15 protein-coding genes are annotated in these 16,434 nt (G+C 58.1%); 5 read left to right on the top strand and 10 right to left on the bottom strand.

Annotation, left to right across the window (positions count from 1 at the left end; all coding sequences use genetic code 11):
* Positions 1-66 precede the first annotated feature (66 nt).
* Positions 67-1,272, top strand: a complete 1,206-nt coding sequence (gene pcaF, locus FY156_22150; GenBank protein UXS04191.1) for a 3-oxoadipyl-CoA thiolase — start codon at positions 67-69, stop codon at positions 1,270-1,272.
* Positions 1,273-1,314: 42 nt separating this feature from the next.
* On the opposite strand, the gene FY156_22145 is transcribed toward pcaF, so the two are convergent.
* A complete protein-coding gene (locus FY156_22145; protein UXS05203.1) occupies positions 1,315-2,520 on the bottom strand; it encodes an FAD-binding monooxygenase in 1,206 nt (401 codons plus the stop codon).
* A 227-nt stretch (positions 2,521-2,747) separates the two neighbouring features.
* On the opposite strand from FY156_22145, the gene FY156_22140 reads away from it, so the two are divergent.
* The 4 genes from FY156_22140 to FY156_22125 all read left to right on the top strand — a co-directional run bounded on the left by FY156_22140 (position 2,748) and on the right by FY156_22125 (position 5,881).
* Positions 2,748-3,641 (top strand): TIGR02587 family membrane protein, encoded by an 894-nt coding sequence (locus FY156_22140; protein UXS04190.1) that lies wholly within the window; start codon positions 2,748-2,750, stop codon positions 3,639-3,641.
* 9 nt (positions 3,642-3,650) lie between these two features.
* Positions 3,651-4,055, top strand: a complete 405-nt coding sequence (locus FY156_22135) for a hypothetical protein (protein ID UXS04189.1) — start codon at positions 3,651-3,653, stop codon at positions 4,053-4,055.
* A gap of 106 nt (positions 4,056-4,161) precedes the next feature.
* Positions 4,162-5,046 carry a Ku protein gene (locus tag FY156_22130; protein ID UXS04188.1) on the top strand — a complete coding sequence of 295 codons (885 nt, stop codon included), beginning with the start codon at positions 4,162-4,164 and terminating at the stop codon, positions 5,044-5,046.
* Between the two features lie 16 nt (positions 5,047-5,062).
* Entirely contained in the window at positions 5,063-5,881 is an 819-nt protein-coding gene (locus FY156_22125; protein UXS04187.1) for a Ku protein, read from the top strand.
* Between the two features lie 25 nt (positions 5,882-5,906).
* Here the strand turns inward: FY156_22125 and ligD are convergent, their stop codons facing one another.
* From ligD to FY156_22080, 9 genes are all read right to left on the bottom strand, one after another.
* Entirely contained in the window at positions 5,907-8,537 is a 2,631-nt protein-coding gene (gene ligD / locus FY156_22120; protein UXS04186.1) for a DNA ligase D, read from the bottom strand.
* A gap of 4 nt (positions 8,538-8,541) precedes the next feature.
* Positions 8,542-8,829, bottom strand: a complete 288-nt coding sequence (locus FY156_22115; GenBank protein UXS04185.1) for a hypothetical protein — start codon at positions 8,827-8,829, stop codon at positions 8,542-8,544.
* Positions 8,830-8,957: 128 nt separating this feature from the next.
* A complete protein-coding gene (locus FY156_22110; protein ID UXS04184.1) occupies positions 8,958-9,836 on the bottom strand; it encodes a ribokinase in 879 nt (292 codons plus the stop codon).
* A 12-nt stretch (positions 9,837-9,848) separates the two neighbouring features.
* On the bottom strand, positions 9,849-11,654 hold the full coding sequence (locus tag FY156_22105) for an ABC transporter ATP-binding protein (GenBank protein UXS04183.1): 1,806 nt from the start codon (positions 11,652-11,654) through the stop codon (positions 9,849-9,851).
* A gap of 4 nt (positions 11,655-11,658) precedes the next feature.
* Complete coding sequence (locus tag FY156_22100) at positions 11,659-12,597, bottom strand: ABC transporter permease (protein ID UXS04182.1); 939 nt, start codon at positions 12,595-12,597, stop codon at positions 11,659-11,661.
* Positions 12,597-13,571 (bottom strand): ABC transporter permease, encoded by a 975-nt coding sequence (locus FY156_22095; protein ID UXS04181.1) that lies wholly within the window; start codon positions 13,569-13,571, stop codon positions 12,597-12,599. Before FY156_22095 ends, FY156_22100 begins: the two co-directional genes overlap by 1 nt.
* Complete coding sequence (locus FY156_22090) at positions 13,568-14,548, bottom strand: nucleoside hydrolase (protein ID UXS04180.1); 981 nt, start codon at positions 14,546-14,548, stop codon at positions 13,568-13,570. Before FY156_22090 ends, FY156_22095 begins: the two co-directional genes overlap by 4 nt.
* Entirely contained in the window at positions 14,545-15,504 is a 960-nt protein-coding gene (locus tag FY156_22085) for a nucleoside hydrolase (protein ID UXS04179.1), read from the bottom strand. The genes FY156_22090 and FY156_22085 overlap by 4 nt, the downstream gene beginning before the upstream one ends.
* A 33-nt stretch (positions 15,505-15,537) precedes the next feature.
* The gene (locus tag FY156_22080) at positions 15,538-16,419 is read right to left on the bottom strand and encodes a dihydrodipicolinate synthase family protein (protein ID UXS04178.1); all 882 of its coding nucleotides are present in this window, start codon (positions 16,417-16,419) and stop codon (positions 15,538-15,540) included.
* Between the last annotated feature and the right edge of the window lie 15 nt (positions 16,420-16,434).

Below are 16,434 nucleotides of genomic sequence, written 5' to 3'. Positions count from 1 at the left end.
TCATAAAGCGTTCCGGTGTTTGGAAGTCGCATCCGATTTCACACCGGTCCGCTTGAGGAGGATTTTATGACTGACGCATTCATTTGCGATTATATCCGCACCCCGATCGGCCGTTTCGGCGGCTCGCTCTCATCCGTACGCGCCGACGATCTGGGCGCGATACCGCTCAAGGCCTTGATGGAGCGCAACACGTCTGTCGACTGGGAAGCGGTGGGCGATGTCGTCTATGGCTGCGCCAACCAGGCCGGCGAGGATAACCGGAACGTTGCCCGCATGTCGTTGCTTCTGGCAGGTCTTCCTGTTTCCTTGACTGGCACGACCATCAATCGCCTCTGCGGTTCCGGCATGGACGCCGTTATCACGGCGGCGCGTGCGATCAAGGCAGGCGAAGCCGACTTGATGATAGCAGGCGGTGTGGAAAGCATGAGCCGTGCGCCCTTCGTTATGCCAAAGGCGGAAACCGCATTTTCCCGCAACGCCGAAATCTACGATACGACGATTGGCTGGCGTTTCGTCAACCCCGCCATGAAGAAGCAATACGGTGTCGATTCCATGCCGGAAACCGGCGACAACGTGGCCATCGACTACCATGTATCACGCGAAGACCAGGACGCCTTTGCCGTGCGTTCACAGGCGAAGGCTGCTGCTGCACAGGCAAATGGCCGGCTGGCCAAGGAAATCACGCCTGTCTCGGTCGCGCAGAGAAAAGGCGACCCAATCGTCGTGTCTGCGGACGAGCATCCGCGTTCAACCAGCCTCGAGGCCCTTGCAAAGCTGAAGCCCGTCAACCGCCTGGAAGGCGCCACCGTGACTGCCGGCAATGCCTCTGGTGTAAACGATGGGGCTGCAGCCCTCATCATCGCGTCGGAAGCCGCCGCACGCAAATACGGTCTGACACCGATTGCGCGTATCATGGGTGGGGCCACAGCAGGTGTTGCACCGCGTGTTATGGGATTTGGGCCAGCGCCAGCCACGCACAAACTTTGCGCACGACTTGGCCTCACCCCTTCGCAGTTCGATGTCATCGAACTGAACGAAGCCTTCGCGTCGCAGGGTATTGCTGTGCTCAGAGACCTAGGTCTCTCGGATGAGGCGGAAAACGTCAATCCGAACGGAGGCGCGATCGCACTCGGCCATCCACTGGGGATGTCGGGCGCCCGTATCAGTGGTACTGCCGCCATGGAGCTTTCGCTCGGACACGGCCAATATGCTCTTGCCACCATGTGCATTGGCGTCGGCCAGGGCATCGCCGTCGCACTGCAGCGCGTCTAATCTGGGAGCAAGGCGAGGATCAGCTTAGTGGTCTTCGCCTTTTCAGCGTCTACCCCGATCGTAGTCAGGGACCGTGAACTCGTCGGCGTCGGGCGTGAAGAATTTTGTCACGATCTTTTTGACGCCGGGGCTCGCGGCCACTCTCAGCACCGCATGCTGGAGAGCAACACCGAAGCGGGTTTGCGGCTGCAGCATTTTGGGTGCAATTTTTGGCACCCCCTGACCCTTTTCGACATAGGGCCGCATCAGCTCGTCATAGCGATGCAGCGCCGTATCAAGATCTTTGGCGGTTGCCAGTTCTCCGGCAAGAACATAGGCTCCAACAATGGCAAGCGTGGTGCCAATCCCTGCAATCGGGGTTGCACACCATGCGGCATCGCCAGTCAAAACCACGTGGCCGCTCGACCAGCGCTCCATCTTCACCTGGCGAAGAACGTCGAAATATAGATCATTGGCGGTGTCGAGCCCCTGCAGCACGCGAGGTGCCTCCCAGCCGGCATCGTGGAAATGCTGTCTCAGGAATTCCTTCTGCTCTTCAGGCGACAACGCGTCTTCTTCATCTGGCTTTTTCTGCACAACGAGGATAACGCGCGTCGTCCCTTTGTTGTCGGGCCGCAACCATATGCTCCTGCCTTCGCCGGCTGTGTAAATGCGGCAATGGTCAACGTCGCTCTCGCTTTTGGGGATGGTGAAGTAACCCATGATGACATCAAGCCATCGCGGCTCATTCTCCCCCATGAAGAACATTTCCCGAGTTGATGATCCGACGCCTTCCGCGACGATCACCAGATCGTAGTTTTCCTGATTGCCAGATTTGAATGTTACGACAGCACCATCTTTCTGGTCATCGATATCCTCGATACAATCGCCGAAGCGAAACCGGGTATCGTGCCCGCAAGCCTCGAAGAGGATTCTTGCGAGATCGCCGCGCAGAATTTCCAGCTCCGCCGTCGGCCCATCGGGGCCAATTTCATCGACGTCGAATTCGGCAATCGTCTCGTTATTTTCGTTGACGAAGCGGATGCCCTCTTCGCCAGTTCCATTCCTGGCTACCACGTCTTCGAGCCGCATCTTATGGAGCACGTCCCGCCCTGCACCCCGGACATCGATATTCTGGCCGCCATCGAGAAACTGGGGATGGCGCTCCACGACCGTGACGTCAAATCCCCAATGATTAAGCCACCAGGCCAATGTCGTGCCAGCAACACTGGCGCCCGTAATCAGAACCCGGCGCTTCTGCTGATCCATATCACGCATGCTCACACACTCGCACTGAACTGAAAAAAAGAAGAAGATCCCTGCGCCTATTGGGCCGGGGCTCGGTCGCCATCAAGCAATGAGGAAAAGGGATGTTTGGTTCCGCCTCACGCAGTCAGTCCCAAAACCATTGCACTTGGAACGATTTGCAGTCGCCGCAATTAATGAAACGCGCTTCACGCGATCGGCGGGCACGCATCCGGGTGCAGAAGAGAGAAATGGCAATGGCAGGCGCTTCAATCAGAAAGGCGGAACCACCAGAGCTGACAGAATTTGCGATTGGCATCGCTCGCGGTGCCGCCGGCGCCCTGCTTTTCGGCATTCCCATGCTGATGACCATGGAGTTGTGGCAGCTTGGATTTTACATCGAGCGTTACAGGTTGTTCGTTCTGCTGCTTCTCAACATTCCGCTCCTGATCATGCTCGCAAGGATGATCGGCTTCGAACGGACGTCCACATGGCGTGAGGCGTATCGCGACGCCATGATCGCCTATGCACTTGGCGTTGTCATGAGTGCGGCAATCCTTGTCTTGCTTGGAGACATCAAGCCAGACATGCCATTTTCGGAAATGCTCGGAAAGATCGCGATCCAGGCTGTACCGGCAAGTATCGGCGCGTTGCTCGGTCGCTCACAGTTCGGAGACAAGTCGGATACGAGCGATGAAGAAGATAAGAACAGCGATGTGGATGAAAACGATCCTGTCGAAGGACAGCTCTCAACTCGCTACAGTCGCGAGCTTTTCCTCATGGCGGTCGGCGCGCTTTTTCTCAACCTGAATGTCGCTCCGACTGAAGAAGTAATCCTCATTTCCTACAGGATGACACCCTGGCATGCTTTTGTCGCCATTCTGATATCGATCGCCATCATGCACGGGTTCGTTTATGCCGTCTCGTTCAGAGGCACCCACGAGATACCGGATGATACACCGCGGTGGCATGTCTTTTTCCGCTTCACCTTTCCCGGTTACGTCGTTGCACTGATCGTCAGCCTCTATGTGCTCTGGATATTCGGGCGGCTCGATCACACGGTACCGACGCAGATGCTGATGTCGACTATCGTTCTGTCGTTTCCAGGCGCAATCGGCGCTGCAGCCGCACGGCTCATTCTTTAGCGAGGGCGCATGGCCAGCAAGTCAAAACACCCCGAAGCACAGGAACCTCATTGGATCGAGTGGGCCACCGGTGTACTTTCAGGCCTGGTGGTCGCTAGTATTCTGGCGTGGGTCGGCTACGAGGCACTGACCCAAAATACCAACCCTCCGGATCTTGCCATTCAGGTCGGCAAGGACAGCGTCATTGAATCCGGCCATCGCGTCGAGTTTCAGGTGCTGAACCGTTCTGACCGAACTGCCGCCGCAGTGACTGTCCGGGGCGACGTCATCGACGCTGGAAACGTATTGGAAAGCGTTGAGGTCATCCTCGACTATGTCCCTGCCCATTCAACAGCGGGCGGCGCTTTCATCTTCATAACCGACACGACCAATCGTGAAATCCGCATCAAGCCGCGCGGTTATGCCGACCCGTGAACACCAGTGCGTGAATGAAGATCTGTTGAGCTGATCGGGCCGCAGCGGCGGAACGAATCACCAGCCGCTTCGTTTAGCGTTATTGTCCGTATCGGGAGTCACGGAGATGGCGGCACCGCGCGCCAACTGGAAGGGCTATATCAAGTTCGGGGAGGTCACCTGTCCGGTGGCACTTTACACTGCAGCATCCTCCTCCGAACGGATCAGCTTCAACATTCTCAACCGAAAGACCGGAAATCGCGTCCGTCGCGAGTTCATCGACAGCGAGACGGGAGATGTCGTCGAACACGACGACCAGGTGAAGGGTTATGAAACCGGCAATGGCCGATATGTCATGCTAGAGCCGGAGGAGATCGCCGCAGCCATTCCCGACAGCGACAAGACACTTGCCATAGACGCGTTCATAGCCTGCACGGAAATCGACGACGTCTATTTCGACAAACCCTATTATCTGGCTCCGCAGAAAATGGGCGAGGAAGCGTTTGCGTTGCTGCGCGACGGCATGAGGGAGGCTAAAGTTGCCGCCATTGCAACTACAGTACTTTTTCGCCGTCTTCGCACCCTGTTGATCCGTCCCAGTGGCGATGGCCTGATTGGCACCACACTGAACTTCGATTACGAGGTTCGCCCGGCCGAGGACGCTTTCCAAGAAATGACCGACATCAAAATTGACGCCGAGATGCTCGATCTTGCTGCTCATATCATTGGAACGAAACGCGGCAGCTTTGACGTCTCGAAATTCGATGACCGTTACGAGGATGCACTGGCCGAACTGGTGAAGGCGAAGATCGAGGGCAAGCCGTTCAAGAAGATCGCTGCTCCAAAAGCATCGAAACCCAGCGACCTTCTGCAGGCGTTGCGAGAGAGCGCGCAGGCCATGAAGGCATCTACAGCGAAGCGTGAATCTGCCAACACCAATCCACCGAGGAAGAAAGTTTCCAGCAACAAGACCGCCTCGTCGTCGTCATCGCCGCGGCGGAAGGCCGGATGAAACGGAGATTGCCATCATGCCACTTCGTCCACATTGGAAAGGTTATCTGAAACTATCGCTCGTCACCTGTTCGGTGGAGATGACGCCTGCAACGTCCGACAGCGAAAAGGTGAAATTCCATACTCTCAATCGCGAGACGGGCAACCGCGTTCAAAGCCACTACGTCGATGCCGTTACCGGTAAGGGGGTCCGCGAACAGGACGAGGTGAAAGGGTATCAGCGCGGCGATGATGATTATGTCATGCTTGAGGATGAAGACCTCGAGCACGTCGCACTGGAAAGCACGAAAACGATCGACATTTCGACCTTCACCCCACGTGACGAGATTGACTGGATCTGGTTGGACAAGCCGTATTATCTCACACCCAACGACAAGGTCAGTGAAGAGGCCTTTGCCGTCATTCGCGCCGCCATGGACCAGCAGAAAATGGTCGGTATTTCCAGGCTGGTGCTTGGACGTCGTGAACGGGCGGTCATGCTCGAGCCACGCGGCAAGGGAATTGTACTCTGGACGCTGAGATATGGCGACGAAGTGCGAGAGGCAGGCGACTATTTCGCCGGCTTGGCCGAAACAAAAACCGAAAGGGAAGCGCTTCCGTTAATTCGCAAACTCATCAAGACGCAGACCCGGCACTGGGACGGCAAGATGGTTTCCGATCCGGTTCAGGAAAACCTCCTTGATCTCATCAAGTCCAAGAAAAAGCAGCGTAAGCCGACCACAGCCAAAAAGCCCACCGAAACGGAGACAGAGAAACCGAGCAACGTGATCAACATCATGGATGCGCTACGCAAATCGGTCGAGGCAGACAATCGTCGATCGAAAAAGACGAAATAGCCGAAGGCCTCTCAAATGCTGCGCCTCAGCTCATTTTTTCCAGACGTTTAATGGCTTCCGCCAGCGAGCGGCCCGATTGATCGTAATCCTTCCACGCCTCGCTCTTGCCGAGCAATGATGGGACCGTCCGTATCGTAAACCGCTTGGGATCAAGATCCGATTTCACCTGCGTCCATGTCAGCGGCATCGAGACCGTAGCACCAGGCCGCGCACGCGGTGACAGAGGAGCAACCGCGGTCGCCATGCGGTCATTGCGCAGATAATCGAGAAAGATACGCCCGTCCCGAAGCTTTTTTGCCATTTTGGTCAGATAGATGTCGGGTTTCTCCTCGGCCATCAACTCACAAACCCGCCGAGCAAAATCCTTTGCCTCATCCCAGTCGGGCGACGCACCGTTTGCGGCCTTCAGTGGCGTAACCACATGCAACCCCTTGCCACCGGTCGTCTTGCAGAAACTGACAAGACCAAGCTCATCTAGACGGTCGCGGAAATCGCGCGCCGTCTCGACCACAGTGGAAAAGGCAACGTCGGGGCCTGGATCGAGATCAAAGACGAGACGGCCAGGCAATTCCGGCTCACCCGGATGGCAATTCCAGGGATGAAGTTCGAGTGACGCAACCTGTGCCAGTGCTACCAGCCCCTCAATCCGGTCGACCTGCAGATAGGGCTTCTTGTCACCGGAGACTTTGACGAGTTCCAGCAGGTTCGACATGCCAGGCATGGCATGGCGCTGGAAGAATTGCTCGCCGCCGATCCCGTCGGGCGCCCGGATGACTGAGCAGGGTCTGCCCCTGACGTGACCGATCATCCAATCCCCCACAGCCTCGAAATAGTGAGCCAGATCCTCCTTTGTCACGGGATCTTCTTTATCCGGCCAGAGCACCTTGTCAGGGTTGGAAATGAGGACACCCATGATCTCCACTTTTGCGCCCTTTCGGCCTGTGGCCCTTGAAGCAGATTTCTGCACCGGCGCTTCACCGGGTTTCACCGGACCGACCGATGCCGCGACCTCCGTCGTCACCTCAGCGGCCGGTTTGTCTTCCCTCAACCCCTTGAATGCGGCCTGACGCACCTGCCCATCCGCCGTCCATCCCGCGAATTCGATTTCGGCAACGCATTCCGGTTTCACCCAATGGATGTCGGCCGTCTTTTTCGGTGCGCCTATCCCGGTAAAGGGCGAACGGGAGACCTGCAGCGGCACCAACATTTCCATCAGCATATCAGCTCTGCCAGCGCCGAAACCGGTGCCGACACGGCCGACATGGACGAAGTGCTTGTCGCGATGGACACCGACCAGAAGAGATCGAAACCGTCCGTTGGTTGTGGCGTAACCGCCAATGACCACTTCATGACCTGCCCGGCACTTGGATTTTATCCAGCTATCACTCCGACCGGACTGATAAGGCGCATCCGCCTTCTTTGATACAATCCCCTCCAGAGACAGCCGGCATGCCGAGCGAAGCACGGCATCGCCGCCCGTATCGAAATGATCGGCATAACGTATGCGCTGCCCGGGCTTTGCTTCCGCGAGAAGCGCCTCAAGCCGTGATTTCCGCCCCTGAAGCGGCAGATCGCGTAGATCAGCGTCGCCATCGAACAAGAGATCGAAAGCAAAAAAGACCAGATGCTCGGTTTGCCCCTCCGACAAGGCCGCCTGAAGTGCTGAAAAATCCGGTGCGCCGCTGTGATCCAGCGCACAGATTTCTCCATCGACGATAACATCGGGAAGATCGGCGGCATCGCCGGCGATGTGGCTGAAACGTTTAGTCCAGTCGAGCCCCTTGCGCGTTTTGAGCTGAACCTTGCCTGCCTCAACACGCATCTGGATACGGTAACCGTCGAACTTGATTTCATGCAGCCAGCCTGTCGAAGATGGCGGCCTCTCCTGAGACTTGCAGAGCTGCGGCGGGACGAAGGCGGGCATAGAGCTTGCCGCAGGTCTTTTTTTTCTGGCCTCGCGCTGTCGCTGCTTTTGCCTCTCTTCCGCCGCACGCCCTTCGCTGCTGTCCCATACGGCGTCGGCACCGATAACGGCTTCACTCAACATGAATGGCTTTGGCTTTCGCCCTGTGCCGGCGGTGATCGCCGCCATCTCCCGGCCCGATGCCACCGACGTTTTTTCCCGATTGAGAATTGCGCCACCGTTCCGGCTGACGGATTTATCGTCACGATGCTTTATCAGCAGCCAGTTGGTCCGCTTGCCGCCGTTTCGGTCGTGTTTCATGCGAACAAGCACGAAGCTGCCTTGCAGGCGATCCCCGTTGAGGACGAATTTGAGGTCGCCTTTCTTGAGCGCATCTTCCGGCGACATGTCACCCTCCGGCTCCCAATAACCACGGTCCCACAGCATGACCGTGCCACCGCCATATTCACCTTTCGGGATCGTGCCTTCGAAATCGCCGTAGTCGAGCGGATGGTCTTCAACTTCGACTGCCAGGCGTTTGTCTGCCGGATCGAGTGAAGGACCGCGCGTCACGGCCCATGACTTGAACACCCCATCAAGCTCAAGGCGAAGATCGTAATGGAGGCGGGTCGCATCGTGTTTCTGTATGACAAAGCGAAGACGCCGCGATGGCTTTATCTCGACCGTTCCGGCGGGCTCTGTCGTCTTCCTGAAATCGCGTTTGCTTTGATAGGTCGAAAGTTTTCCGGACATGACTTCACCGGCCCGGCCCGATCTTCTTTCCCGAAGAACGGGATTTCATCTTCGCGAATTGATTCAGGAGCTTGCGGACCGTTTCCTGTTGTCCGAATTCATCGATCACGGGAACAGGGTCTGACGCAATCGCCTCAAGCACTTCCGGTGCGGCACCCGACCGTGCAGCGTCAATAATCGCTTCGCGCGTCTCACGTTCGGCAACGAGTTTCAGATAGAGGACGTGGATGATCGCATCCCGAATGTCGAGATCATCTTGCAGCCGGTCGGTTTTCTTCAGTGGCGCGCCCATGCGATAAAAAGACGCCAGAGGGCACGGAAGTTCCAATCAGGCCGCGAAGAATCTTGATTCAAGGCGGAGAGGATGCCGTTTCGCTCTGACTCTCCGACGCACCTGGGAAATCTTAGGGGCGACGGGGATCAGATGATGACCCTGTCCGTCTCGTCTCGCTCAGGAAGACTGCTCTGGCTTCCAGGCCGCGAGCACGCCAAACCCGCTGCAATCGAGGCGCGCAGCATGGCCTCTTTCAGCGAAAGGCCGCGATCAAGCGCCGAGGCAAGGACACCAACAAAACAATCGCCTGCCGCCGTCGTGTCTTTCACATCAATCGACATGGCCGCGACCCGCACCTTGTCGCCAAACGCGACGGCTTCGGCGCCGTCACCGCCAAGTGTACGCAGGACACCGGTACCAAGGCGCGCGGACAAGTCCTCTGCCGATACACCGCAGCCGAGCCAACCCGCCAAAGCCTCGGCTTCGTCTTCATTGACGACGATCAGATCGCACAAAGAGAGAACCTCTTCCGACAAGGGAAATGCCGGTGCGAGGTTGAGGATTGAGGTGGCACTGGAGGCATGCGTGCGGCGGATGAGCTTTTCCACTTCCGCCACATCGTTTTCCATTTGCATGAGCACGATATTCGCCCGCTGCAGCATGTCCTCCTCCACGCTATCGGAAGAAACCGCCAGGTTGGCACCAGCTGCGACCACAATCATATTCCGCCCCTTGGCGTCGATATGGATCGAGGCATTGCCAGTCGGTTCGCGAAGAGTGGCCACACGGCTGATATCCGTTGCCGTTTTGAGGTTCTGCAGGCCGATCTCTGCCAGACCATCCTGGCCGACAGCACCCACCATCACCACCTCCGCCCCGTCGCGGGCTGCAGCAAGTGCCTGATTGGCCCCTTTGCCACCGGCTTCCGTGCGGAAGCGTCTGGCAAGCAGCGTCTGGCCCGGCTGCGGCATGTCCTCGACCTCGTACACGAAGTCGACATTGATTGAGCCGAAGGTGATGATCATGGCATGGTTTCCTTACGCGATCTGAACGAAGTGGCCTTCGCCGGCTTCTTCGTAAGTCCGCTTCGGCGGCACATAATCGGCAGCGCGGAACGGGCTCTTGATCTCGTCATTAGAGATGCGGCGTGTCTGCCGACGCGATGGATCTGCAATCGGAACCGCGGCCATCAGACGTTTGGTATATTCGTGCTGCGGGTTTTCAAAAACGGCCTGACGCGGGCCGATCTCGACAATTTCGCCGAGATACATGACGGCGACACGGTGGCTGATGCGCTCGACAACCGCCATGTCATGGCTGATGAACAGATAGCCGAGACCGTATTTTTCCTGCAGGTCGAGCATCAGATTGATGACCTGAGCCTTGACCGACACGTCGAGCGCGGACACGGATTCGTCGGCAATCAGGAGCTTTGGTTCCAGCGCGAGGGCGCGGGCGATACACACGCGCTGACGCTGGCCACCGGAAAACTCGTGCGGGAAACGATCCGCCATCGACGCGGAGAGACCGACACGTTCGAGAAGTTCCCCAACACGCTGACGCGCTTGCGAGGCTGGCGCCAGACCATGGGTGATGATCGGTTCGGCAATCGCCTGACCGACACGAATGCGCGGATTGAGACTTTCGAACGGGTCCTGAAAGATCATCTGCGCTTCGCGACGGATATTGGCAAGATCGGTCTTTCCAGCTTTCAATACGTTCTTGCCGTCAATCTGGACTTCGCCTGAAACCGCATCGGTCAGACGGATGATCGATCGACCGGTCGTTGACTTCCCGCAACCGGATTCGCCGACCAGAGACAGAGTTTCTCCCTGACGCAGTTCCAGCGAAACGCCCTCGACCGCATGAATGCGACCGATGGTCTTGCGCAGGAACCCCTTCTTGATCGGAAAGCGCGTGACGAGATTATCGACCTTGAGGATCGGCGGCTGGTCGCGCTTGACCGTATCTTCAGTGGGCTTGACCGGCTGGATTTCGCCGGTTGCCATGTCGACCTGCGGGAACCGCAACGGACGGTCCTTCCCGGTCATTGAGCCGAGCTGCGGAACGGCCGACAAAAGGGCGCGGGTGTAGGGATGCTTGGCACCCGCGAAGAGATCGTGCGTCGTGCCGGTCTCGACCTGCTCGCCACGATACATCACCACCGTCCGGTCGGAGATTTCCGCAACAACACCCATGTCGTGAGTGATGAAGAGAACAGACATGCCCTCTTCTTCCTGCAACGTCTTGATCAGCTCGAGGATCTGCGCCTGGATGGTCACGTCGAGCGCGGTCGTCGGTTCATCGGCGATCAGCAACTTGGGATCGCAGGCAAGCGCAATGGCGATGACGACGCGTTGACGCATGCCGCCCGAAAAGTTCATCGGGTATTCGTTGAGACGCGACTTGGCCGAGGGAATGCGGACTTTTTCGAGAAGCCGCACGGCTTCCGCCTGTGCCTGCGCTTCCGACATGCCGCGATGCTGACGCAGCACCTCGGTGATCTGCTCACCGATCTTCAGCACCGGATTGAGCGACGTCATCGGCTCCTGGAAGATCATGCCGATGCGGTTGCCGCGGATTTTCTGCATGTCGCCGAGCGGGATCGACAGAAGATCCTTGCCCTCGAATTCGATCTTGCCGGTGACGCGCGAGTTGCCTGGCGACAGGAGCCGCATGATAGACATGGCAGTCACGCTCTTGCCGGAACCGGATTCGCCGACGACGGCAACGGTTTCCTTCGGCGCGATATCGAAGCTGACATCATGCACGACGTTGCGCCACTCACCACCAACACGGAATGCCGTATTGAGGTTGGAAATCGAAAGAATAGGTTTGGTCATGATCTTAGCCCTCACGACGCGGATTGAGGATGTCGCGCAGGGAATCGCCGATCAGGTTGATCGCGACGATGAGCAACAGAAGGGCGATGCCCGGGAAGAAGCTGATCCAGTAGTCGCCGGACAGCAGGTACTCGAAGCCATTCGAAATCAGCAGGCCAAGCGAGGGTTCGGTGACCGGCAAGCCGATGCCCAGGAACGAGAGCGTTGCCTCCAGCATGATGGCATAGGCGACGCGCATGGTGGCGACGACGATCAGCGGCGGCAGGCAGTTGGGCAGAATATGCCGGAAAAGGATGCTGCGGTCCGGCAACGCCATCGAACGGGCTGCATCGACGTAAGCCCGCTTGCGCTCAACCAGGGCGGAGCCGCGGATCGTACGGGCATAATAGGCCCACTGCGTGACCACCAGCGCCAGAATGATCTTGTCGACGCCCTGGCCGAGAATGGCGAGGAAGATGAGCGCAATCAGAATGGCCGGGAAGCTAAGCTGAATGTCGACGATACGCATCAGGATCGAGTCCAGCCGGCCGCCGACATAGGCGCTGGTCAGACCGATCGATGCACCGATGACAAGTGCGATCGCCGCACTGGAAAGACCCACGAGAATACTGGTTCGCAAGCCGTAGAGAATGGCACTGAACAGGTCACGGCCCTGCGTGTCGGTACCGATCAGGTAGGTCATACCCGCCATGCTTTCCGAACCGGGCGGCAGGCGACCATCGAGAATATCGAGCTGCGCCAGATCATAAGGGTTCTGCGGCGCAATCATCGGAGCAAAGATGGCGGCGAGAATGAACACCGTCACCAATACGAGACCAAGCAGCGCCAGCTTGTCACGCATCAGGGCAAAAAGAACTTCACGCGATGGCGAACGCGAGGCGGATTTTGCGCCGCTGTTTGCAGCGGCATGGACCGAAACGGTCGAGCTGTTGTTGTCGGTCATCACGAGTTCCCCTCAAGACGGACGCGGGGATCGACGATCGAATAGAGGATGTCGACCAGAAGATTGATGACGCTGAACATCACGACGGTGATCATCAGATAGGCGAGGATGACGGGACGATCGAGAACACCGATGGCGTCGATGATCAGCTTGCCCATGCCCGGCCATGCAAAGATGGTTTCGGTGACAACCGCGAAGGCGATCAGCGAGCCAAGCTCGAGGCCGATGACCGTGATCAGCGGGATCAGGGTGTTTTTAAGCACATGCACGGTAACGATGCGGCGTTCCGGCAGGCCCTTGGCGCGGGCAAAACGGACGAAATCGAGCTGCATCGTTTCCATCACGCCCGCGCGGGTCAGACGAATGACCAGCGAAATCTTGAAGAGCGCCAGATTGAACGCCGGCAGCAGAAGATGCGACAGGCCATCCCAGGTGAACATCGACAGCGGGACGCCAAGCACATTGACGGTGTCGCCGCGACCGGAGGACGGAAGCCAGCCATAATACACGCTGAACAGCATGATCATCACAAGACCAATCCAGAAGGTCGGCAAGCTGAAACCGAGGATCGAGAAGGTCATGATCGATTTCGAGATGAAGCCTTTCGGCTTCAGGCCGGCGTAAACACCCAGCGGAATACCGATCACCAGCGCCATGGCGAGCGCCACAAAAGCGAGCTCGAGTGTCGCAGGCATGCGGTTCATGATCAGTGTCAGCGCTGGCTGGTTGAACACGAAGGAGTTGCCGAGATCGCCCGAAAGGGCGTTGCTGAGGAAGATCCAGTATTGTTCCCAGACAGATTTATCGAGACCAAAGGACTGGATGACCTGCAGGCGCTCGGCCGGTGTCGCAGTCGGGCTCAACAGCAAGTCGACAGGGTTGCCGACGAGATAGAGGCCGGCAAAAACCAGGACCGACATGACAAACAGTGTGAGTATGGTCTGGAGCGACCGGCTTAAGAGATATCCGCTCATGCGTGTGAGCCTCCCAGGGTTCGTCTGTCGAGCGCGTCGTCGCCATGGCGGGCGATGCGCTCGATCAGCAATTCGATGAACCCAGCTTCGTCGACGTCGGTGACGACAGTGGCATTGGCCGGCCGGTCCATCTTCTTGTAGAAATCGGCGTAGGTATAACCCATCGTCAGGCCCGTGACCTGAACGCCGACAAAAGCCTCGCGGCTGGTGAACAGTTCGGGCCGGATCAACCAGGCGATCGTCGTCGCATCATGGATCGGTCCGCCCGGACGACCAAAGCGTTTTTCATCGCTGCGATCGAAGGTGGAGAAGAGATTGTAAAGCGCAGCACCCGCTTCGCCACCCGCGCGAAAGCGCTGGAAATGGTCGGCGGTGAAAAGCGCCTGAAATGTCATGTCGAGCGGCATCAGCACGATGGGTACGCCGGACTGGAAGACGATTTCCGCCGCATGCGGGTCGGCGTAGATGTTGAATTCTGCCCAGGGCGTGCGGTGCCCGAGAGCCGTGAACGCACCACCCATTGAAACGATCTGGCGAATGCCACGGGCAACATCCGTATGCTGGATCAACGCCAGCGCCACATTGGTCATAGGTCCGATGGCACAGATGGTGATCTGTTCGCCTGCAGCTGCGGCAGCACGCGCCGATCGCACGATGAACTGAACAGCACCTTCTTGCGACGGCACGATATCGCCAGCCTTGACCAGCGTATCGTCAAAGGAGCCGATCCGGGCATATTTGCCGTAAACCTGCTCACGTACCAGAGGGCCGCTCGCACCGGCATGAACAGGTACGTCGCGGCGACCACTGAGGCCAACAAGCTTGCAGGCATTCGTGACGGTGTCGCCGAGCGGCACGTTGCCAGCCACGATCGACAGGCCGAGCACCTCGATTTCAGGCGAGGCAAGCGCCATCAGGATGGCGGCGGCATCGTCCACGCCCGGGTCCGCATCAATGATGACCTTGTGGATACTCATGCCATGGCCTTTTCGGCATAACGCGACAGGCGCTCAAGGAAGAAGGCAATCACGCCTTCCGCATCGACCTTCGTGACGATGTCGGCATTCGGTTCGAGGCCGCTCTTACCGTACCAGTCGGCAATCGTCTGACCCATGCAGAGTTCGCTTTCATATTCGACGAAAACACGGGCTTTCTCAGTTTCGAACAGATGTGGCGCAAGGATATAGGCCATGACCAGCGGATCATGCAGCGGACCGCCGCGCGAACCATAACGACGCACATCGTTGCGATCCCAAAATGCCATCAACTCGGCCAGTGTTTCGGAGATGCGACCACTGACACGCGAAAACTCTGCGACGTGCTCCGGCTTCAGCATGACCTGATGCGTGGCATCAAGCGACAAGGCAACCAGTGGAATGCCAGTCGAAAACACGACATGAGCGGCATGCGGATCGGCGAGAACGTTGAATTCCGAGGTCATTGTGCGGTTACCCGGCTCGCGATAGGCACCACCCATCATCACGATGCGTTCGATGCCTTCGGCGATCTGCGGTTTCATGCGCAGGGCGACCGCGACGTTGGTCAGCGGCCCCAGGCAGCAGAGCGTGATACGCTCGCCCTGCTCTGCGGCCTTGGACAGCGCATCAATCAGGAAATCGACGGCAGACGTTTCTTCGGCCTTTTTCACCGGTTCCGGCAACACGGTGTTGCCAAGTCCGGTCTTGCCATGAAACTGCCCATGGATCGGCTCACGCAGCATCGGCCGGAAGCAACCGGCATAAACCGGAATATCGATACGGTTGCCAAGTTCGCAAACCTGCAACGCATTGCGCACCGTGCGCTCGAGCGGCTGGTTGCCACAGACCGGTGTGATGCCCAGAATCTTGAGTTCCGGCGACACGAATGCGGTCAACAGGGCAATCGTGTCATCGATACCGGGATCACAATCGACGATGATCGAAATCGGCTTCATTCTCAATGCCTTCAATGTGTGGGATCAGAAAATTCAGAGCGCGCCAATATCGCGCAGCACGCTGGCGATTTCCGCTCGCGCGGCCTCACCGAGCGGCATTTGCGGATGCATTGGCGCACCGACGGCAAAACCCTGCAGATCGAGCGCCGTCTTGATGCAGGCGGCGATCGAATATTTCGCGAAAATCTCGTTGACCTTCCACATCGGCCGTTGAAGGTCCATCGCACGCGTCCAGTCGCCGGCCTTGGCCGCCTCGTAGAGTGCAATGCTCTGCTTGGGCACGATGCAGGCTGGACCGGCCATCCAGCCGACCCCGCCAATCATCATCACGCAGACCGGAATATGCGCGGAGGCTGCAAATACCTCCATGCGGCCACGGGTCCGCTCAATGATCGAAAGCAGCCGCCCCGTGTTGGTCGAGGCGTCCTTGATGTAGCTGATGTTATCGATCCTGCTCAGTCGTTCGATGACCGGCAAAGACAGATCGGACCGCTGGAACTGCGGATTGGTGTAGAGCACCACCGGACGACCCTTGGCCGCCTTGGCGATGGCGGTGAAATAGGCTTCGACGCCCTCGTCACTGACCGGGAAATACGCTTCGAGGATCGCCAGAATGCCATCTGCGCCGGCCTCTACCATGTATTCTGTCTGGGCAACGGCATCGGCAGTGGATGTCGACGCCACGCCGGCGACAACGGGAACCCGGCCCCGATTGGCCGAGATCACGGTGTCGACGACGCGGCGTCTTTGCTCTTGGGAGAGATAGGCAAATTCACCCGTGCTGCCGAGCGGGGCCAGACCATGGACGCCAGCGTCGATCAGATGATCCACCAGATCCGTCAGCACACCTTGCTTCACCTGACCGGCGCTATCAACCGGCGAGACGAGATAGGGAAATACACCGCTGAAAGACATGGTGGACCGCTCCTT

The sequence above is a fragment of the Agrobacterium tumefaciens genome (assembly GCA_025559845.1).
GTDB lineage: Bacteria > Pseudomonadota > Alphaproteobacteria > Rhizobiales > Rhizobiaceae > Agrobacterium.
This window is presented reverse-complemented; position numbering and strand designations above follow the sequence as displayed.